The sequence below is a fragment of the Desulfosporosinus cupriresistens genome, from assembly GCF_001707885.1.
Taxonomy (GTDB): domain Bacteria; phylum Bacillota; class Desulfitobacteriia; order Desulfitobacteriales; family Desulfitobacteriaceae; genus Desulfosporosinus.
On sequence record NZ_MASS01000020.1, the window covers coordinates 55,645 to 73,676 of the forward strand.

The window sequence follows — 18,032 nt, forward strand, 5'->3', positions numbered from 1 at the left end:
GTCTTAGCGTCCTTCCAGAACACAAGTTGGGGATAACCCTTACTGGTGTTCGCTCTGCTTTCATTGTACCCTATCTCGTCACGACACGAAAGATGGAAATGATATTCATTATTTCCTTGCTTTCTTACCTTCTTTTTTGCCTTCTCGCTTATAGCGCGTATTACCTCGTTGTTGGCTTGTCATTTTGTATTTATTTTCTTCCCCTTTTAGCTCGATCATAGCATCTCGGATTTCGGCAGCTCGTTCGAAGTCTAGGTCTCGGGCTGCAAGGCGCATTTCTTGTTCCAGATTTTTTATGAGATTGGCAAGCTCTTCGGGTGGTAGTTTTGCTCCATAGGTTTTCTTTAGTTCAGCGACTTTGGTTGCCTCTGGCGCGTCATGAACTGCCTTATGAATCGTTTGAGGAGTAATCCCCATTTTTTCGTTATAAGCCAGCTGTATTGCTCGACGTCGACTTGTTTCATCCAAGGCTAGCTGCATTGAGCGGGTGATCTTATCACCATACATGATAACCTTACCTTGGGCGTTGCGCGCTGCACGGCCGATGGTCTGAATAAGGGAACGATCCGACCTCAGAAATCCCTCTTTGTCGGCGTCAAGAATTGCAACAAGGGAAACTTCCGGTAGGTCCAGCCCCTCTCTCAAAAGGTTAATCCCAACCACTACGTCGATCGCGCCTAAGCGAAGCTCTCGCAGGATTTCCACACGCTCAAGTGTCTTAATATCTGAATGGAGGTACTTCACCTTAATTTCTAGGTTTTTGAAGTAATCTGTAAGGTCCTCAGCCATTTTCTTTGTTAGCGTCGTAACAAGGACTCGTTCATCGTGACTGATCCGCGCTCTAATCTCCCCAAGCAAATCATCCACCTGCCCTTTCGTCTGGCGCACAATAACTTCCGGATCTAGTAAGCCAGTGGGACGAATGATCTGCTCAACAACGGTTGGGCAATGAGCAATTTCATACGGGCCGGGCGTAGCACTTACAAAGACGCTTTGCTTTATTGTCCGTTCAAACTCGGTAAATGTCAGAGGTCGATTATCCAAGGCACACAGGGAGACGAAAGCCATAGTTCACTAGAGTAGTTTTACGCGAACGGTCTCCTTCATACATCCCTCGTACCTGAGGTAGCGAAACGTGGGATTCATCCACAAAGAGGAGAAAATCCTCAGGGAAGTAATGCAAGAGGGTGTAGGGAGTCTCTCCCGGTTCTCGGAACGTCAAATGGCGCGAATAATTTTCAATTCCGTTACAGAAACCCATTTCCCTAAGCATTTCCAAATCATAGCGTGTCCGCTGCTCAAGTCGCTGTGCTTCTAGCAGCTTACTTTCGGTTTCTAAGACCTTTAGCCGTTCATCCAATTCCTTTTCAATATTATCTGCAGCTTCTGTGACTTTCTCACGAGCCGTTACATAGTGAGAGTTCGGGAAAATCGAAACATGATACCGTTCTCCTAAGATCTCTCCCGTCAGGACATCTATCTCGTAAATGTGTTCGATCTCATCCCCGAACATCTCCACTCGAACTACCCGCTCACTGGACGCAGCGGGATAGATCTCTACGACATCTCCACGGACACGAAACGTTCCCCGGGCAAACGCTATATCATTACGGTCATATTGTATCGAAATCAGCTTCCGTAAAATCTCGTTACGATCAATAACTTGTCCCTGCCGTAACGAAAGAACAAGCTCACGATAATCTTCCGGTGAACCTAAACCGTAAATACAGGAAACACTAGCCACCACGATCACATCGCGCCGCTCAAGCAGTGAAGCGGTCGCTGAGTGACGCAATTTCTCGATTTCGTCGTTAATAGAAGCATCTTTTTCAATGAACGTATCACTCGAGGGTACATAAGCCTCAGGTTGGTAATAATCATAGTAACTCACGAAATACTCCACAGCATTTTCCGGAAAGTACTCCTTAAACTCGCTGTAAAGTTGAGCTGCCAATGTTTTGTTATGCGCGAGTATGAGAGTCGGTCTCTGTACCTTTGTAATTATATTAGCCATTGTAAAGGTCTTTCCAGACCCTGTTACCCCCAGTAACGTCTGGTGCCGCCGACCTTCATTCACTCCAGCGACCAGAGCGTCTATCGCCTGTGGCTGATCTCCCGACGCTTTATAGGGGGCATGTAAATGGAATTCCATGCATCGGTCTCCTTTTCTATAATAAAATAATTAATGCGCACGAGCTAAATATTCAATTGTGATTTATAATTATTTCTATTTTATCTTACATCTAATTAACGACTTATTCAATTAAAAATAAGTCCCCATAACTATAATTATACCACTGGTCATACAATTACATAAGGCAGACTCTACTAGGGCTTCTGACAATAGAGTTTCTAGTAAAAGAAAAAAGCCGAACTTCCTTCGGCTTATGCAAGATTTCTCTGTCCTCTTATTCTTTTTTTGATTGTTTGTCTTCTGACGACTGATCTCCCTGAGCTCCCGATGTATCTTTTGGTTGTTGTTCTGATTGTTGCTTTAACATTTCGGAAGGCACAGTTTTTACCTGTTCATTGGTAGTTTTCTCAGTGCCAATAACCTTACCTTGGGCATCAAGATACTCGCGCGTTGTTTCAGTCTTTATCCGTTCCGTAACCTTCTGAACTCCGGCAGGAATTGCACTTGATTTAGCTTGCTCTCCTTCGCCGCTTGCTCCCGACATATCACCACTCTGATCCTCTGTCTTGTCTTGCCCTTGATCTTTTGATTGATCTTTTGATTTAGCATCTTGACTTGCTGGCTCAGTTTTCTTTTGGTCTTGTTCTGCACTTTCTGTCGTTTTAGTATAACTCTTCTGAATTACCGCGAGATTATCTGGCGTTACAGCTTTAACCGGGATAACCTTGGCAGGAATTTCTCCTTGATCACTGGTGATTGAATCATTGACATCTAGGGATTCCTTTTTTATAATCTTTTGAGCCCACTGATACGCATTGACACCCTGCAGATAAGGGGAAGTATCAATATCACCAACCTGCGCTCCGCTCGACATCCTTTGTAAGGAGGGAACACTAGCTTGTCCCCCAACTAAGATGATGTTCTTATCTAGCTGCGCTTGCTTTAAAACTTCGTTTGCTATAGCTGCTAATTTCTCGGTAAAAGCTAAGATGCCCTGGACCTTGCCGGGATTTTTCTGAAGAAAATCCACTAACCCCTGCTTGACGCCCGACTCAGAATCTGCAGAACTTGCAATATTATGAACTGTAATTTTGGGATATTTGCTAAGTATTACTTTGATTCCTGCTAAGCGTTCTTGGTATCCGGTTTCACTTGGGTCTCCCAAAACTATGACCTGTCCCTCAGCAACCTTACTTACTAACGTCTGTGCCATAAGCTCTCCGGATTTTTCTTGATCTGGAGTGATTATACCTACGAGCTTTACGTCTTCTGGAAGCTGACTTAAGGCTAACACTGGAATTTTGTCTGTTTCTGCACTCTTTAGAAGACTCTCATTCCCCCCTTGATAAATCAGGACTTTTGCCCCCTTCAAGGGTGTTTCTTTGCCCGCTGTACTTTGGTCCATATACTTTACTTGAACGTTTTCTTTCTTCGCTAGATCATCGATCCCTTTGGTAATAAGTAATTTATTGGGATCTTCCTCATTTAAGGAAACTGCGATAAAAGCCTCAGTTCCTCCCTTGGTCGAAGAAGTTTTGTTCTTGTTTCCTAAAAGGGCTTGTAGACCACAGCCAGTTATTGTTAAACTAAGACTTAAGGAAAGGATAACTAAAAGGGATTGTCTTCTTTTTGACATGGGACACGCTCCTTTCGAAGCTTGATCCTTTAATTCTTTCGTTAGTTTTCCCTTGTCCTCTAAAAAAATGCAGTAGAAATGGAGATCACTTTTATGATTGGACTAATTGTTCGTTTGTTTATTAATGCATTTGCTCTAGTTTTAATGACCCTTGTTGTTCCGGCTTTCGATTAGCTGGCTTCACGACCGCAATTTGGGCGGCACTTGTTTGGGGTCTGGTTAATACCCTTGTCCGTCCAATCTTTTCGTTTTTTACCTTTCCTTTGCAACTTTTGACATTGGGATTATTCACTTTAGTTATTAATGGCGCAATGCTCGCCTTGACCGCCAAGCTTGTCCCAGGATTTTTCATTCGAGGCTTTTCCAGTGCGTTTGTCGGTGCACTGGTACTCAGCATTATAAGTTTAATTCTGACTCACATCTTTAAATAAACGAAGGAGGGGTTTTAATTGACCATCAAATTGGAACACATCTTAAAGCGAGTACAAGCTCTCCCCCCCTTACCTACGTCCGCCATGCGCGTGATTGCCTTAACCAAAAATCCTGCGACCTCTGTTAAAGAACTTGAAACCGTTATCGGACAAGACCCAGCTCTAACTGCCGGTATACTTCGACAAGCTAATTCCGCTTATTATGGCTACGCGAGGCGAATCTCTTCCCTTCAAGAAGCTATTGTCATGCTTGGTTTCCAGGTGCTACAAGGGCTAGCGATGTCCGCCGCGATAGCGCCCTTACTTAAGGACCAGCTTGTCGGTTACGAGATTGAACAAGAGGGACTCTGGAAACACTCTCTGCTGACTGCCATGGCAGCAAAATGTTTATGTCGACACCAAAAACTCACTTTCGGGGATATTGCTTTTACCGCTGGTTTACTTCATGACATCGGAAAATTAATTATCTCCATTTACGTTCTAGAAGTCGGTGATTATCTGTTGAACAAAGTAAATGAGGCAAAACTTTCTTATGTCGAGCTTGAAGAGAAGGTCATAGGATACAACCACGCAACTGTTGGTGGATATCTGGCAAAAACCTGGAATTTGCCGAATGATCTTGTTCAGGCTATTACCTACCACCATATTCCTTTAAGCGCCCAAAATTACACAGAATTAGCCTGTGTCGTTTACGTTGCTAATGGACTTGCCTGCCTACTAGGAATCGGCGGCGGCGTTGATAGTTTTTTAAACCCCATACAACAAACAGCTCTCGACCTACTAAACCTTAAAGAGTCCGATCTTGAACTTCTTCTGGCGGACCTGGGGGAATTCCTTGTGGATCCTACTATATTCAGTTCATAGGGAACGCTGCATTGTGACCCTCTTTCAAATCACACAAAATCTGGTTGAGCACGGTTTCCCGATAAGCATCCAATTGTTCAAAATTCACAGCCTCCATATACATCGCCTTTAGTTGAGACCTGTGTGTTTGCCAAGACGCAAGGGTCTCAATTAATTTTTCGTTAAAAGGTTTTTCCAGCCCTTGGTCAGCCAAATTTTCCGGATTTCCTTGCCAAATTGCTAAATGCCTCTCCGGGAAAACAATTCCGATCACTTCATCAGGATTGAGAGGGTGCAAGACAATCTCAATCATTTGGCCTAATTGCTGTGCTTCGCGTAAGACCCAGTCTAAAGCATCCAACGTTTCATCTCCTTCAAGCCGGATTTGATCGAAATCGGTGAGGAAATGAGGCGCAAGATTCAGCCATCCTTCCGCAGTTAAGCCGTGTAGGAAATATGGATTAATGACACTTTTTTGCAAAAGCTTGATGGCATTTTCAGCGAGCGGCCAAGGCCCAGTGTGTTCTTTCTTAATTTTTAGACGGGCTGAATTCCCTAATATCCAGGAAATATCTTCCTTCTCTATATGTGGTTTGCGTCCTCTATTCTCGATCAGCGAACCAAGTTTTGCAGCCAGCTCTTCCTCCAAGGTCATTTGAAGCCCTTGAAGCCGATTCTCAATCTTCAAAATTTGGGCCCGTTGCTTCTCTAAAATGTGTTCGTCGCAGAACATCCTAAAGTCAATAAACTTTTCGATAACACCTGGCGCCCGCCAACGCAGTGGAGAAACCTCCATCGCATCCAACATAGCCAACCCCATACGCGGCATAATAAAGCCCGCCATCGAATCCGGATCCCTAGCCGAACGTAAGAAATCAATGTCATAGCCCCGATCCAATAATTCCAAGCCAATGACTTTTATCAAGGTCGACTTTCCTGTCCCTGGTCCTCCTAATAAGACATAAGCCCGCTGCCAACTCGGCATCATGTTCGGCAACAGAGATATGTAGCCTCTAGTGGTCATACCTTCGGCAAAGTAATGTCGCACCCCAGTCTTATTACCCATGCTTGTTACCTCCGTCGTTTTTTATGTCAGCGTAGTTTATGCAACAACATAAACGACGGTCACTACTCGTGGTTCGATATTTCGTGGTTCGTGGTTCGAACCACATACTCTTGGTTTGATATTCGTTATTCGAACTACGAACATCGAACCACGAATATCGAAGAAAGGCACGCTTTAGATAAAAAGCGTGCCTTTCGAAATCCTTATTTAAGTTTCCCTTGGAGCGTCTGTAGGGCTTTTTGAAGCTGTGGATCAAAGTTAGTATCTGTCGGAGAAATAGTAGCTTGTTGCCCTTTTTCTAGCTCTACCTTCACATCCGGTTCAATTCCTTTTTTGTGGATATCCACCTTATTTGGAGTTAGGTATTTGGCAGTTGTTAATTTGACACTGGTTCCCCCATCCAAGGGGAAAATCGTTTGTACAATCCCTTTGCCGAACGTTTTTACTCCGACAAGGCTTGCCGTTCCTTTGTCCTTGATTGCTCCCGCCACAATTTCTGCCGCTGAAGCACTTTCTTCATTAACGAGTACCACCAAAGGCATTCCTAAATACGTTCCTGTTGCCATTTTTGTATCCACATGACCTTGTTTATCCACAATATAAACAACGGGGCCTTCTGGAATAAAATAACTAGCAACCTGAACGGCAGCATTGAGCTCTCCACCATGGTTATACCTCATGTCCAAGATAAGTCCCTTGAATTTAGTAATGTTCATATTGCTGAGGGTATCCTTAAGTTCATCGCCAGTATCCGATGCAAACTGAGAAATACTGATATAGGCGATATCCGAGTGCCCTGGTAATGCTTCCCCATCAACCGTTGGAACGGTGATATTTTCCCTCGTTAAACTCACAGTGAAGGTCTTATTCGCGCTCTCCCGATAAAGGGCCAAAACCACTTTCGTTCCAGGGTCTCCTCGCATCATCCCCACTGCTTTGTCTTGATCCATGCCAGCGGTCTCTGCATCATTAATCTTGCTGACAACATCTCCCGGCTGAATACCTGCCTTGCTGGCTGGCGAATTCTTAATAGGGCGCAGTACCACGAGCTTTTTAGGATCCTTTAGACTAAGGACAATCCCCACTCCACCGAACTTTCCTTCAAGCATTTGGAAAAGTTCTTGGTTCTCTTTAGCATTCAGATACGTCGAGTAGGGATCTCCCAACTCCTCTACGATGCCTTTGGTCGCACCTTCAACAAGCTGATCTGTCGTTACTTTTTCTAAGTAGTCGCTGTGAATCAACTGCACAACGTGAACTAAGCGCCCCACATTATCTATGTTGGTAAGAATAATTCCTCCAACTATTGTGGTTACAAGTACCGAAAAAATCAGAAGGACGACTCCGACGTGTTTAGCTATTCTTTTCCAGTTCCACTCCTGCAATCAAGTCAAACCCCTTCCCTCTAGTCTAGCTCTATTATATGCTTATCCAAGTGTAGAAATACTGCTTATCCATCAGTTAGGAAAAAAACGCAAAGGGTCCGTGGGGTTCCCGCCTTCCCGGATTTCGAAATGCAGATGTGATCCTGTACTCCACCCAGTTGAACCTACATATCCAATGACTTGGTTAGCTTGTACCGATTGACCTTCGGTCACATTTAAGCTCGACTGATGACCATAAAGTGAGGATACCCCTCCACCATGATCAATAATAATCATATTCCCATATGCTGTATTCCAGCCAGCCATTATGACGACCCCTGCTCCAGCTGCATGAATCTTCGTTCCAGATGGAGCAATAATATCGGTTCCCGTGTGCAAACTCTGTTTATGTGTAATGGGGTGAGTCCTCCAACCAAAAGGGTCACTAATTTCGTAATAACCCGGCAGTGGCCAGGTAGAGATTGATCCACTTACTCCTCCTTTGCGCGCCGCTTGAAGTTTTCGGATCTTATCCGCCATGGCATTCGCCTCGGATTCCAAGCGCTCAATATTGTCAGCTGCCACTTGTTGGGCCTTCAGATTCTGATCCAAGGCAATACGTTGTTGATTTTTTGTCTTGTCAAGACTGGTGCGGACAGAGGCAGCCTGGGCTTGGAGCTTGGCAGCTTGGTCCCGTCGACTTTGCAATTCAAGTGCTTTTTGAGCAATTTGTTCCTTTTGGGATTTGATACCCGTCAATATTTGGCGATCATTGTCCACTAATTTGTTGAAATACTCCATTCTAGTAACGAAATCACTAAGATCTGAAGCCTGAAAGAGCAGTTCCAAATAGCTAACCTGCCCACTTTCATAAATTGCCCGTGCTCTTTTCCCTAAGGTGCTTTGACGGCCTTCTAGCTCCTTTTGCTTTTGATCCAATTCTTTTTGAGCAGAGAGGACCTGTGCTTGGGCCTGTGTATAAGCCGCCTGCTTTTGACTTAGAAGCGTCTGAGCATTAGCAATTTGAGTTTCTAGATCGGTCAATTGATCCTTCATTTTATCGGCTGTAAAGGTTAGTTGATTCAGCTTCCCTTGCGCTTGATTCTTTTGATCATTAACACTTTGCTTCTTCTGAACGGCATCTCCTAGTTCATCGGCCCAAGAAGGCAAAGCCGAAGTTCCAAGCAAAAGAAAACTAAGTACCACAGTCAGCATACCTTTTTTCCGGAACAAACGACCCCTCCGTTCTTTAATTAATAATTTCTCAATGTATTCTTAATTTCTCTGCAAACAGGATTATGTAACAATGGAGAGTGCCTATTAGACTCTCTCTAAGCTCGGAGGAACTTCTGCAAAGATAGCCCACTTCCGACGGCACCCATTGCCATGCCTGCAAGCAAAAGACCCCCAGTCACTTGGCGAAAGAGAATAATATTTTGAACGACTGGCAGAAAGGTTAATGTCGATTGAACATAGTTGATTATCCAATTATATCCTACACCGACTATGCTAGAAGCTAGGGCGCCCCCTACAAGGCCTAGTGCCAACCCCTCGATAAGAAAGGGCCAACGGATAAAACTGTTACTTGCGCCAACTAACTTCATAATCTGAATTTCGCGACGCCGGGAAAAGACATTCATTTTAACATTAATGGAGATCAACACAATAGCTGCTATTGCAAATGCAGCGACCACTCCAAGGCCAATCCACCTCAACCACTGCGTGAATTTCAGAAGCTTGTCCACATATCCCTGTCCATAGCGCACTTTGTCTACGCCCGTTAAAGTGGAAACTTCATCAGCTAGGGCCTTAACATTTTGCGGATCCGTTGCTTTAACCGTCAACTTATCTGGGAAAGGATTGGTTCCCCCCAGATCAGTCACGAGGTTACTTTGCGCTCCCCCCATCGTTTTACCGAAATCAATAAGGGCTTGGTCCTTCGTCACGACGGTCACAGACGCAACACCTGGCATCCCCTGAATCTGGCTTTGCAAAGCCTGTACTTGGGCGGGGGTTACACTACTCTGTAAGAATGTGGCAATTTCCAACTGAGATTCAAAAGATTTAGCCATGTTGGAAGCATTGGCCAAGAAAAACACTGAGAAACCTAAGATCACCAGAGAGACCATAACGGTTAATACCGATGCGATGCTAAGCCAAGGATTGCGTTTCATAGAGTGAGCCGTCTCTCGCAGAACGTAGCGAGTGGAATTAAGCGTCATAGCCGTATCCCCCCTCTTCTTCATCCCGCGCAACCTGGCCATTTTCTATGGCAATTACCCGTTTCTGCATCTTATCCACAATGTTTCTAGCATGGGTCGCCATGACAATCGTCGTTCCTCGCTTGTTGATATTGTAAAGTAAATCCATAATCCCCCATGCAGTTTCTGGGTCTAGGTTGCCCGTTGGTTCATCGGCCACCAACAATGCAGGATTATTAATAATTGCCCGCGCCACACAAACACGCTGTTGTTCCCCTCCAGATAATTCATGTGGAAAGGATTTTTCTTTGCTCGCAAGTCCGACAAGTTCTAACGTCACGCGCGTACGAGTCTTAACCTCGCGTTTAGATACCCCGATTACTTCAAGCGCAAAAGCTACATTTTCAAAAACCGTTTTATTAGGCAACAATTTAAAATCCTGAAATATTACCCCGATGCCCCGCCGCAAATAAGGTACTTCCCAATCTTTCATACGCACCAGGTTTTTACTGTTGATCTGAACCTGCCCTCGCGTCGGAGTTTCATCCCTGTAAAATAATTTAATAAGAGTCGATTTACCAGCCCCGCTTGGCCCCACCAGAAAAACAAATTCCCCTTTGCCAATTTTAAGATTGACATCGACTAGGGCTCTGGCACCGTTCGGATAAATCTTGGATACATTTCTCAACTGAATCATACTATCCTCCTTGATTTCGCACGCCAGCCCTTTTTTCTCCATAACTCTTAATTCATTCGACACTCATCGCGGATATCCTGTTTGTAATCTAAGCAATCCTATGTTTGTTTACCTACTTTTTTAGTAATATGATTGACACGGTTGAGGAATTTCAAATCAAACACTTCTCGCTGGAGTGAATTGACAGATAAAGTATGTAAAGTTATGCTATCTGACTAGTATACGAAAAAAAAGACAAGCACTCTCAAAGAATACTTGTCCTTTCGTAGTCCATGCATCGACGGTAATCGTTTCTGCAGATAATTTACCCTTGCTTCTTGGCAAGCACCTCATGGACGGCTTTGACTAAGTCCATTTTAGTCAACCCATATTTTTCAAGAAGGTCCTGAGGCGCTCCCGATTCTCCAAAGGTATCTTTTAGTCCAATACGTACCATAGGTGTAGGCATTTTCTCGCTCAGAACCTCAGCAACCGCACTTCCTAACCCACCAATGATGTTATGCTCTTCCGCAGTCACAACGGCTTTTGTCTGCTGGGCGACCCGTACTATGGTTTCTTCATCTAGAGGCTTCACTGAAGCAACATTAACAACGCTTACACTAATCCCCGCGGCCGCGAGCTCAGCAGCTGCTTCTAAAGCCATGGATACCATGACACCATTAGCCATGATGGCAACATCGGTCCCCTCTTTAAGAACATTCGCCTTCCCTATCTCAAAGCAATAATCTTCTCCAAAAAGAAGTGGCACGGCCAATCGTCCCATCCGAATATAAACGGGGCCGTTGTATTTAGCTGCAGCCAAAATCACTTGACGAGTTTCTTCCCCATCTGCAGGGACCAAAACCACCATGTTTGGGACAGCACGCATGATGGCCACGTCTTCGATAGCCTGATGTGAGCCGCCATCCTCCCCTACCGTAATTCCTGCGTGTGTGGCTGCAATTTTAACATTTAGTTTTGGATACGCAATCGAGTTGCGGATTTGCTCAAAGGCACGTCCCACAGCGAAAATTGCAAAGGTGCTTGCAAACGGAATTTTACCTGCTGCAGCCAGCCCAGCTGCCGTCCCTAAGAGATTTGACTCGGCAATTCCCATATTGAAGAACCGTTCGGGATACTTTTTACCGAAGTCGGCAGTCTTGGTCGACTTCGACAGATCTGCATCTAATACAACCACATTGGGGTTTTCAGACCCTAAATTCACAAGGGCCTTGCCATAAGCATCACGTGTCGCTATTTTATCAGCCAAGGTTTAACGCCTCCTCCCTTAATTCTTTCAGTGCCTGCTCCCCTTGTTCAATGCTAGGAGCATTGCCGTGCCAACCTGCAACGTTCTCCATGAAGGAAACTCCTTTGCCCTTCACCGTCTTTGCAATAATGATGGACGGCTTTCCTTTGACCTGTTTTGCCTCAGCAAACGCCGCAAGCAAAGCATCCACATCATGCCCATCGACTTCGATTACATGCCAACAGAAGGAGCGCCACTTTTCGGTTAATGGAGTAGAACACATGACACTATCTGTCGTTCCATCAATTTGCAATCCGTTTAGATCTAAGATAGCTGTTACATTATCCAATTTGTAGTGGGCAGCCGCCATCGCAGCTTCCCAAACCTGTCCTTCCGCCATCTCTCCATCACCCAGCAACGCAAAAACCCGATAATCTTTGCCATCCAACTTACCAGCTAGAGCCATACCATTGGCGGCCGAAAGACCTTGTCCCAAGGAACCTGTTGACATATCTACGCCTGGAGTCTTTTTCATATCGGGATGTCCCTGAAGCATATGACCGGCTTGGCGTAACCCTTGCAACTCCTGCTTAGGGAAGTAACCCTTCTCGGCGAGAGCCGCATACAGCACTGGGGCCGCATGCCCTTTAGAAAGGACAAATCGGTCGCGGTCCGCCCACCGTGGTTCTCGCGGATTTATTCGCATTTCGCGAAAGAATAATGTGGTCACAATTTCAGCGGCAGATAAACTTCCACCAGGGTGCCCGGATTTTGAAGTTACCAGCATAGAAATTATGTCTTGACGAAGAACATTGGCTACTCGCTTTAGTTCAATAGTTGTCAAGTGATCCCCTCCTTTACCTCGTTTAAATTAGATTTTTTTATTTCAATTGATATTAAAGCTTAGCCTATTTCCTACTACACCGACTTAGTCTTCTGAAGAAATGCGGCAATGAAGGCATCGATTTCCCCATCCATAACCGCCGACACATTCCCTGTTTCTACGTTGGTGCGGTGGTCCTTGACCAGGCTGTATGGATGAAACACATAAGAACGGATCTGACTTCCCCAAGCAATCTCTTGTTGCTCGCCGCGAATTTCGGAAATTTCGCTTTCTTGTTCCTTGCGTTTAAGTTCCAGCAACTTCGCTTGCAAAACTCGCATGGCTGCAGCTTTATTTTGGATCTGCGAGCGTTCGCTCTGACACTGAACTACGACCCCTGACGGCAAATGGGTTATCCGGATAGCTGAATCTGTCTTGTTAACATGTTGCCCACCAGCCCCGCCAGATCGGTAGGTATCAACCCTCAAGTCTTCGGTATCAATTGTTATCTCGTTGTCTTCTGTCACTTCCGGAATTACATCCACGGAAGCAAACGAGGTATGACGACGTCCTGATGAATCAAACGGCGAAATTCGCACTAACCGGTGCACACCCTTTTCAGATTTGGCGTATCCGTAGGCATTTTCTCCACTGAAAGACAGTGTTGCACTTTTGATGCCTGCTTCCTCTCCAGGTAAAAAATCCAGTGTCTCTACTTTATATCCGTGCCGCTCTCCCCAACGTATATATAGCCGATAGAGCATTTGCACCCAATCTTGTGCTTCCGTGCCCCCGGCTCCTGCATGCAGAGTTAAGATAGCATTGTTCCTGTCATACTGCCCACTGAGTAGTATTTCTAACTCTAGAGCCTCAAACCGTCTTTGAATGGACCTGACTTCTTGCTCAATCTCAGGCTCTAAACTCAGGTCATCTTCCTCGGTCGCTAACAACCAGAGGGTCTCTGTTTCCTCAAGTCTCCCCTCTAGTTCGTCATAGGTTTTTACTTTATTCTGATGATAGGCTAATTCTTGCATGATTTTCTGAGCTAGAGCAGGATCATCCCACAAGCCAGGTCGTTGAAGATCCCTCTCCAACGAGCTAATCTTCTCTATTCGCTGAGAAACGTCAAAGGGAAACCCTCAAATCTGCCAAGCACAATGTTAACGTTTCCAGTTCTTTTTTCCAATCAGAAAGCACTCTTTATTCACCCTTCCAAATTCCACTTCTACTTTTTCTCTTTCTCTGCTCCACAACACTTTTTATATTTCTTCCCGCTTCCACATGAGCACAGGTCATTGCGCCCGATCTGGTCTCCGGTGTGTACAGGCTCGCTAGGTTCGCCTTCATAACGATTCTCCGTTATGTTCCGAGGCTGTTCAGCCACTTCTTCCCGGACTTGAGGTGTCACCCGCATAACATAGCGGATAATTTCGTCCTGAATGGAGTCAATCATCGCTTGGAACATTTCAAACCCTTCACGCTTATATTCAACCAATGGATCTTTCTGACCATAAGCGCGCAAGCCAATTCCTTCACGGAGCATATCCATAGCATCGAGATGATCCATCCATTTGCTGTCCACAACCTGAAGCATCACGGCACGTTCAACTTCCCGCATCAGTTCAGAACCAAACTGTTCTTCACGACTCTCGTAAAGCGCTTTAGCTTGGTCTAGCAGCTTTTCTTCAATTTCCTCTTTGGACAGGTCTGCCAGTTCTTCAGGGTTCAAATGGATTCCCGGCAGAAAGAAACTTTCGATATAATCAGCTAAACCTGCCAAATCCCATTCTTCGGGAAATGGGCTTTCTCCACTAAACATGCTAATGCTGTCGTTAACCGCTTTTGCTAACATATCCATGATGTTGTCACGTAAGTTTTCACCCATAAGCACTGCTCGACGCTGGGCATAAATCACTTCACGTTGTTGATTCATGACATCATCATAATCAAGCACATGTTTACGGATATCAAAGTTGCGGTTCTCCACACGACGTTGGGCGGTTTCAATAGAACGGGAAATCATTTTGGACGTAATCGGCATAGTGTCATCCATCCCTAATTTATCCATGATACCCATGATGTTTTCTGCACCGAACATCCTCATAAGATCATCTTCTAAGGAAATAAAAAATTGAGTTGATCCAGGGTCCCCTTGACGCCCAGCACGACCACGCAATTGGTTATCAATTCGCCGAGATTCGTGTCGTTCTGTCCCGATGATATGTAGCCCACCCAGATCAGATACACCCTCACCCAGGATAATATCCGTTCCCCGACCAGCCATATTCGTGGCAATGGTAACCATCCCACGCTGCCCGGCTTGGGAGACAATTTCCGCTTCTTTTTCATGGAATTTAGCATTGAGCACTTGGTGCGGAACTCCACGTCGTCCCAATAGGTTACTCAGATGCTCGGATTTCTCGACGGAAACCGTCCCTACAAGAAGTGGTTGACCTTTGGCATGACGCTCAATCACACTTTCCACTACTGACAAGAACTTTCCTTCTTCTGTACGGTAAATAACATCGGAACTGTCCTTCCGAATTGCGGGCTTGTTTGTGGGAATTTCGACAACATCAAGCTTGTAGATCTTGCGAAACTCCGGTTCTTCTGTCATAGCCGTTCCGGTCATCCCAGAAAGTTTATTGTACATGCGGAAGTAATTCTGGAAGGTAATGGTAGCTAAGGTTTGTGATTCTTTTTCGATCTTCACGCCTTCTTTAGCTTCAATAGCTTGGTGCAAGCCTTCGCTATAACGACGCCCAAACATCATACGTCCGGTAAATTCGTCGACAATAATGACTTCTCCGTCTTTAACCACGTAGTCGCGGTCCCGTTTAAAGAGGGTTTGTGCTTTCAATGCTTGATTAACATGATGAGCTAACTCTGTATGTATATCCTCATAAAGGTTATCCACGCCCAGCATACTCTCCACTCGACTGACACCTTGTTCCGTGAGTGTGACAATGCGCTCTTTTTCAATAACTTTATAATCGTCCTCTGGTTTGAGGCGAGGAATGATCATAGCTACTCTAAAATATAATTCCGTGGGCTTGTCCGCCTCACCGGAAATAATAAGTGGGGTTCGCGCTTCATCAACGAGAATCGAGTCTACTTCGTCCACTATAGCATAATTAAGTACCCGCTGAACCAAGGCCTCCGGCCGAGTAACCATGTTATCACGCAAATAGTCAAAACCAAACTCATTATTCGTCCCGTACGTAATATCTGAGGCATAGCTACTCCGTCTTTGCTCATAATTTAAGCCATGGACGATTAGACCGACTGAAAGACCTAGAAACTGGTGAATTTTTCCCATCCATTCACTGTCGCGGCGAGCTAAGTAATCATTGACCGTTACGACATGTACGCCTTGACCTGTTAAGGCGTTCAAATAAGATGGCAAAGTGGCTACAAGGGTTTTCCCTTCCCCAGTGCGCATCTCAGCAATCCGACCATCATGAAGTACCATACCTCCGATCAACTGTACATCATAGTGTCGTTGATTGATCACCCTTCGGCCAGCTTCTCTAACAACAGCAAAAGCCTCTGGCAATAGACTATCTATACTTTCGCCCTGTTCTAAACGCCCTCTGAATTCAACCGTCTTGCCACGCAATTCGTCATCGCTCAGTGCTTGGATCTTAGGTTCAAAGCTATTAATCATTACAACGCGCTTTTGATATTTCCGTATTTCTCGCGCATTATCATCGAACAAATCTAAAAGCCCCATTATATCCACCCTTCTTCAACTATCGTGCTATCCTTAAGTTTAACATCCTAGAGAACCCACTGCAACTGAAGCGTGCGATTTGCCCCTGTAATATTTTACCTTTTTTATTCAATTTCAGTGCGTACTTTAATACGTATCTCCTATTCATCGCTTCCGTTGCTCTATACGCTGACCAAGGATAAATTAATCCTTTCCGAACTGGTAATGCGAAAAGGCCCGCTACTGCGGGCCTTTCGCTCAAAGCGACTGTTCTGTGTCCGAATACGCACGCGACTTACTCGGCTTATGACTAATTAGGTCTGGGGTTGAAGCAACCCATAGTCTCCATTGTTACGAAGGTAAACAACATTCATTTCTTGGCTTTCCGCATTCGTAAACACAAAGAAAGTATGTCCAATCAGATTCATCTGCATAATTGCTTCTTCTACAGACATAGGCTTAGCCGGGAATTTCTTATTTCGAACAATTTCTTCATGCGGTTCATCATTCATGACTGCTTGCTTAGGTTCATGATCTTTCAAGACCTTAGAGCGCATCCTTTTATTAATTCTTGTCCGATATTTATCGATTTGGCGCTCCAACTTTTCTACGACCATATCGATCGATGAGTACATATCCTCAGTTTCTTCTTCCCCGCGTAAAATCATACCATGGATTGGGGCTGTTACCTCAACTCGATGTCGATCGCGTTCAACAAGTAAGGTGACTTGAACGTCCATAAACTCATCTGAGTATTTTTCTAACTTACCCACCCGTTTCATGACATATTCTTTAAGTGCGTCCGTCAGCTCGATATGTTTACCTCGAATAATAATGTTCATTAATTCAACCCCCTTTTTAGATGGTATACATGTAATATTCCCGATTTACGTAAAAAATCCTGCTAATTAAAAAGTTTATTCAATGATTATTTTTTAAAAAACTAAAAGAAAGAATCGTTGTCACTATTTAACGATCCTTTCTTAAGCAGCTTGATTGATAACCTTGAATTAACGGACCATCACGTTTGACGCCTGTTCACCGCGTGGACCCTGAATGACATCGAACTCGACGATCTGTCCTTCTTCAAGCGTACGAAATCCATCCCCAATTACCGATTGAAAATGTACAAATACATCTTGTCCCTTTTCCTGTTCTATGAATCCGTAGCCTTTCTGTTTGTTGAACCATTTGACTTTACCTAACACCTAAATGTACCCTCCTTGAATTAGCCAAGTTCACTAACTAGATCTCACACTGACTTTACTATTAGGAGGATAACCAGCAATGAAAGACTCTAAACATAAAAACTTGGGGGGACTTGTGTGACACCGCCCTCGGTCCTACGACGCAGAGCAAACTAACCGTTCAAGCTCCTTCTATAGGGGAGCGGGGTCCCCGCCAAAAGCGCCATCCTTGGCGCATTGGCGGCAGCGCACGTCCTTGTGCGCTGCCCCTATCTGGGGTCGGTCGCTTTAACGGAAGTTTGCAATTCTGCTTACGTAAAGACCTCGCGCTCGTGTCACACTGCGTCCTGGGCTTAGGTCGGGGGAACGGTGAGGAATGGGACCTATCTTGGGTGACGGCACATTCCATGTGCACCGTCCTTGAGCGGCAAAGGGGACGGGGGACGGTTCTTAACTTGCATTCTATTGTTACGTAAAGACGTTTCGCTGTGTCACACTGCGTCCCGGGCCAGGAACGTGGGAATGGAACGGAGAACGGTGAGGAGTGGACTTGTCATGGGAGACGGCACATTCTATGTGCACCGTCTTGAATCGGGCGGGAGCGGGCAGCGGGAGAGGGGACGGTTCTTAGCGGGAGAGGGGACGGTTCTTGACTTGCATGCAGCTCTTCAGCAGCGTCGTAAATCGCAGACACGTTAAAAAAACGCTCC

The 18,032-nt window shown here is 45.1% G+C and carries 16 protein-coding genes and 1 pseudogene; 4 read left to right on the top strand and 13 right to left on the bottom strand.

All coding sequences use genetic code 11. The annotated features are described in order from the left end of the window. Positions 1-108: 108 nt before the first annotated feature. Both uvrB and DSBG_RS10140 read right to left on the bottom strand, forming a co-directional pair. A pseudogene (gene uvrB, locus DSBG_RS10135) lies at positions 109-2,152 on the bottom strand (excinuclease ABC subunit UvrB). 256 nt (positions 2,153-2,408) lie between these two features. Further along, positions 2,409-3,770, bottom strand: coding sequence for a sugar ABC transporter substrate-binding protein (locus DSBG_RS10140; protein ID WP_068964133.1), 1,362 nt, complete (start codon positions 3,768-3,770; stop codon positions 2,409-2,411). Between the two features lie 215 nt (positions 3,771-3,985). Between DSBG_RS10140 and DSBG_RS23675 the strand changes: the two genes are divergently transcribed. Together DSBG_RS23675 and DSBG_RS10150 are read left to right on the top strand one after the other, a co-directional pair. Further along, positions 3,986-4,201: a phage holin family protein gene (locus tag DSBG_RS23675; protein WP_242877533.1), complete on the top strand. Its 216-nt coding sequence runs from the start codon at positions 3,986-3,988 to the stop codon at positions 4,199-4,201. A gap of 18 nt (positions 4,202-4,219) precedes the next feature. Next, positions 4,220-5,065 (top strand): HDOD domain-containing protein, encoded by an 846-nt coding sequence (locus tag DSBG_RS10150; RefSeq protein WP_068964136.1) that lies wholly within the window; start codon positions 4,220-4,222, stop codon positions 5,063-5,065. Here DSBG_RS10150 and DSBG_RS10155 read toward each other — a convergent pair. From DSBG_RS10155 to DSBG_RS10205, 11 genes are all read right to left on the bottom strand, one after another. Then, positions 5,055-6,110: a hypothetical protein gene (locus tag DSBG_RS10155; RefSeq protein ID WP_068964138.1), complete on the bottom strand. Its 1,056-nt coding sequence runs from the start codon at positions 6,108-6,110 to the stop codon at positions 5,055-5,057. The genes DSBG_RS10150 and DSBG_RS10155 overlap by 11 nt on opposite strands. Positions 6,111-6,313: 203 nt before the next feature. Beyond that, on the bottom strand, positions 6,314-7,495 hold the full coding sequence (locus tag DSBG_RS10160; RefSeq protein ID WP_068964140.1) for a S41 family peptidase: 1,182 nt from the start codon (positions 7,493-7,495) through the stop codon (positions 6,314-6,316). Between the two features lie 72 nt (positions 7,496-7,567). Beyond that, positions 7,568-8,707 (bottom strand): murein hydrolase activator EnvC family protein, encoded by a 1,140-nt coding sequence (locus DSBG_RS10165; protein WP_083236808.1) that lies wholly within the window; start codon positions 8,705-8,707, stop codon positions 7,568-7,570. 98 nt (positions 8,708-8,805) lie between these two features. Continuing rightward, positions 8,806-9,696 (bottom strand): permease-like cell division protein FtsX, encoded by an 891-nt coding sequence (gene ftsX, locus DSBG_RS10170; RefSeq protein ID WP_068964142.1) that lies wholly within the window; start codon positions 9,694-9,696, stop codon positions 8,806-8,808. After that, a complete protein-coding gene (gene ftsE / locus DSBG_RS10175) occupies positions 9,686-10,372 on the bottom strand; it encodes a cell division ATP-binding protein FtsE (protein ID WP_068964145.1) in 687 nt (228 codons plus the stop codon). The genes ftsX and ftsE overlap by 11 nt, the downstream gene beginning before the upstream one ends. Positions 10,373-10,676: 304 nt before the next feature. Continuing rightward, complete coding sequence (locus DSBG_RS10180; RefSeq protein WP_068964146.1) at positions 10,677-11,621, bottom strand: transketolase family protein; 945 nt, start codon at positions 11,619-11,621, stop codon at positions 10,677-10,679. Further along, positions 11,614-12,444: a transketolase gene (locus tag DSBG_RS10185; RefSeq protein ID WP_068964148.1), complete on the bottom strand. Its 831-nt coding sequence runs from the start codon at positions 12,442-12,444 to the stop codon at positions 11,614-11,616. Before DSBG_RS10185 ends, DSBG_RS10180 begins: the two co-directional genes overlap by 8 nt. A 74-nt stretch (positions 12,445-12,518) precedes the next feature. Beyond that, a protein-coding gene (prfB, locus tag DSBG_RS10190) for a peptide chain release factor 2 (protein WP_141694286.1) occupies positions 12,519-13,620 on the bottom strand; the annotation gives its coding sequence in 2 pieces (ribosomal slippage) (positions 12,519-13,550 and positions 13,552-13,620; 1,101 coding nt in all). Between the two features lie 28 nt (positions 13,621-13,648). Beyond that, a complete protein-coding gene (gene secA, locus DSBG_RS10195) occupies positions 13,649-16,156 on the bottom strand; it encodes a preprotein translocase subunit SecA (RefSeq protein WP_068964150.1) in 2,508 nt (835 codons plus the stop codon). A gap of 293 nt (positions 16,157-16,449) precedes the next feature. After that, positions 16,450-16,977 carry a ribosome hibernation-promoting factor, HPF/YfiA family gene (gene hpf / locus DSBG_RS10200; protein WP_009623676.1) on the bottom strand — a complete coding sequence of 176 codons (528 nt, stop codon included), beginning with the start codon at positions 16,975-16,977 and terminating at the stop codon, positions 16,450-16,452. Between the two features lie 168 nt (positions 16,978-17,145). Continuing rightward, positions 17,146-17,343, bottom strand: coding sequence for a cold-shock protein (locus tag DSBG_RS10205; RefSeq protein WP_068964151.1), 198 nt, complete (start codon positions 17,341-17,343; stop codon positions 17,146-17,148). A 113-nt stretch (positions 17,344-17,456) separates the two neighbouring features. Here DSBG_RS10205 and DSBG_RS22445 point away from each other — a divergent pair, with 113 nt between their 5' ends. Continuing rightward, positions 17,457-17,798 (top strand): hypothetical protein, encoded by a 342-nt coding sequence (locus DSBG_RS22445; protein ID WP_141694287.1) that lies wholly within the window; start codon positions 17,457-17,459, stop codon positions 17,796-17,798. A 46-nt stretch (positions 17,799-17,844) separates the two neighbouring features. Continuing rightward, complete coding sequence (locus DSBG_RS23060; RefSeq protein WP_176716242.1) at positions 17,845-18,021, top strand: hypothetical protein; 177 nt, start codon at positions 17,845-17,847, stop codon at positions 18,019-18,021. Positions 18,022-18,032 lie beyond the last annotated feature (11 nt).

Coding starts and splice junctions, on each gene's coding strand:
- ftsX (WP_068964142.1), bottom strand. CDS start 9,696: ATGACGCTTAATTCCACTCGCTACGTTCTGCGAGAGACGGCTCACTCT.
- DSBG_RS10155 (WP_068964138.1), bottom strand. CDS start 6,110: ATGGGTAATAAGACTGGGGTGCGACATTACTTTGCCGAAGGTATGACC.
- secA (WP_068964150.1), bottom strand. CDS start 16,156: ATGGGGCTTTTAGATTTGTTCGATGATAATGCGCGAGAAATACGGAAA.
- DSBG_RS23060 (WP_176716242.1), top strand. CDS start 17,845: ATGGAACGGAGAACGGTGAGGAGTGGACTTGTCATGGGAGACGGCACA.
- DSBG_RS10140 (WP_068964133.1), bottom strand. CDS start 3,770: ATGTCAAAAAGAAGACAATCCCTTTTAGTTATCCTTTCCTTAAGTCTT.
- ftsE (WP_068964145.1), bottom strand. CDS start 10,372: ATGATTCAGTTGAGAAATGTATCCAAGATTTATCCGAACGGTGCCAGA.
- hpf (WP_009623676.1), bottom strand. CDS start 16,977: ATGAACATTATTATTCGAGGTAAACATATCGAGCTGACGGACGCACTT.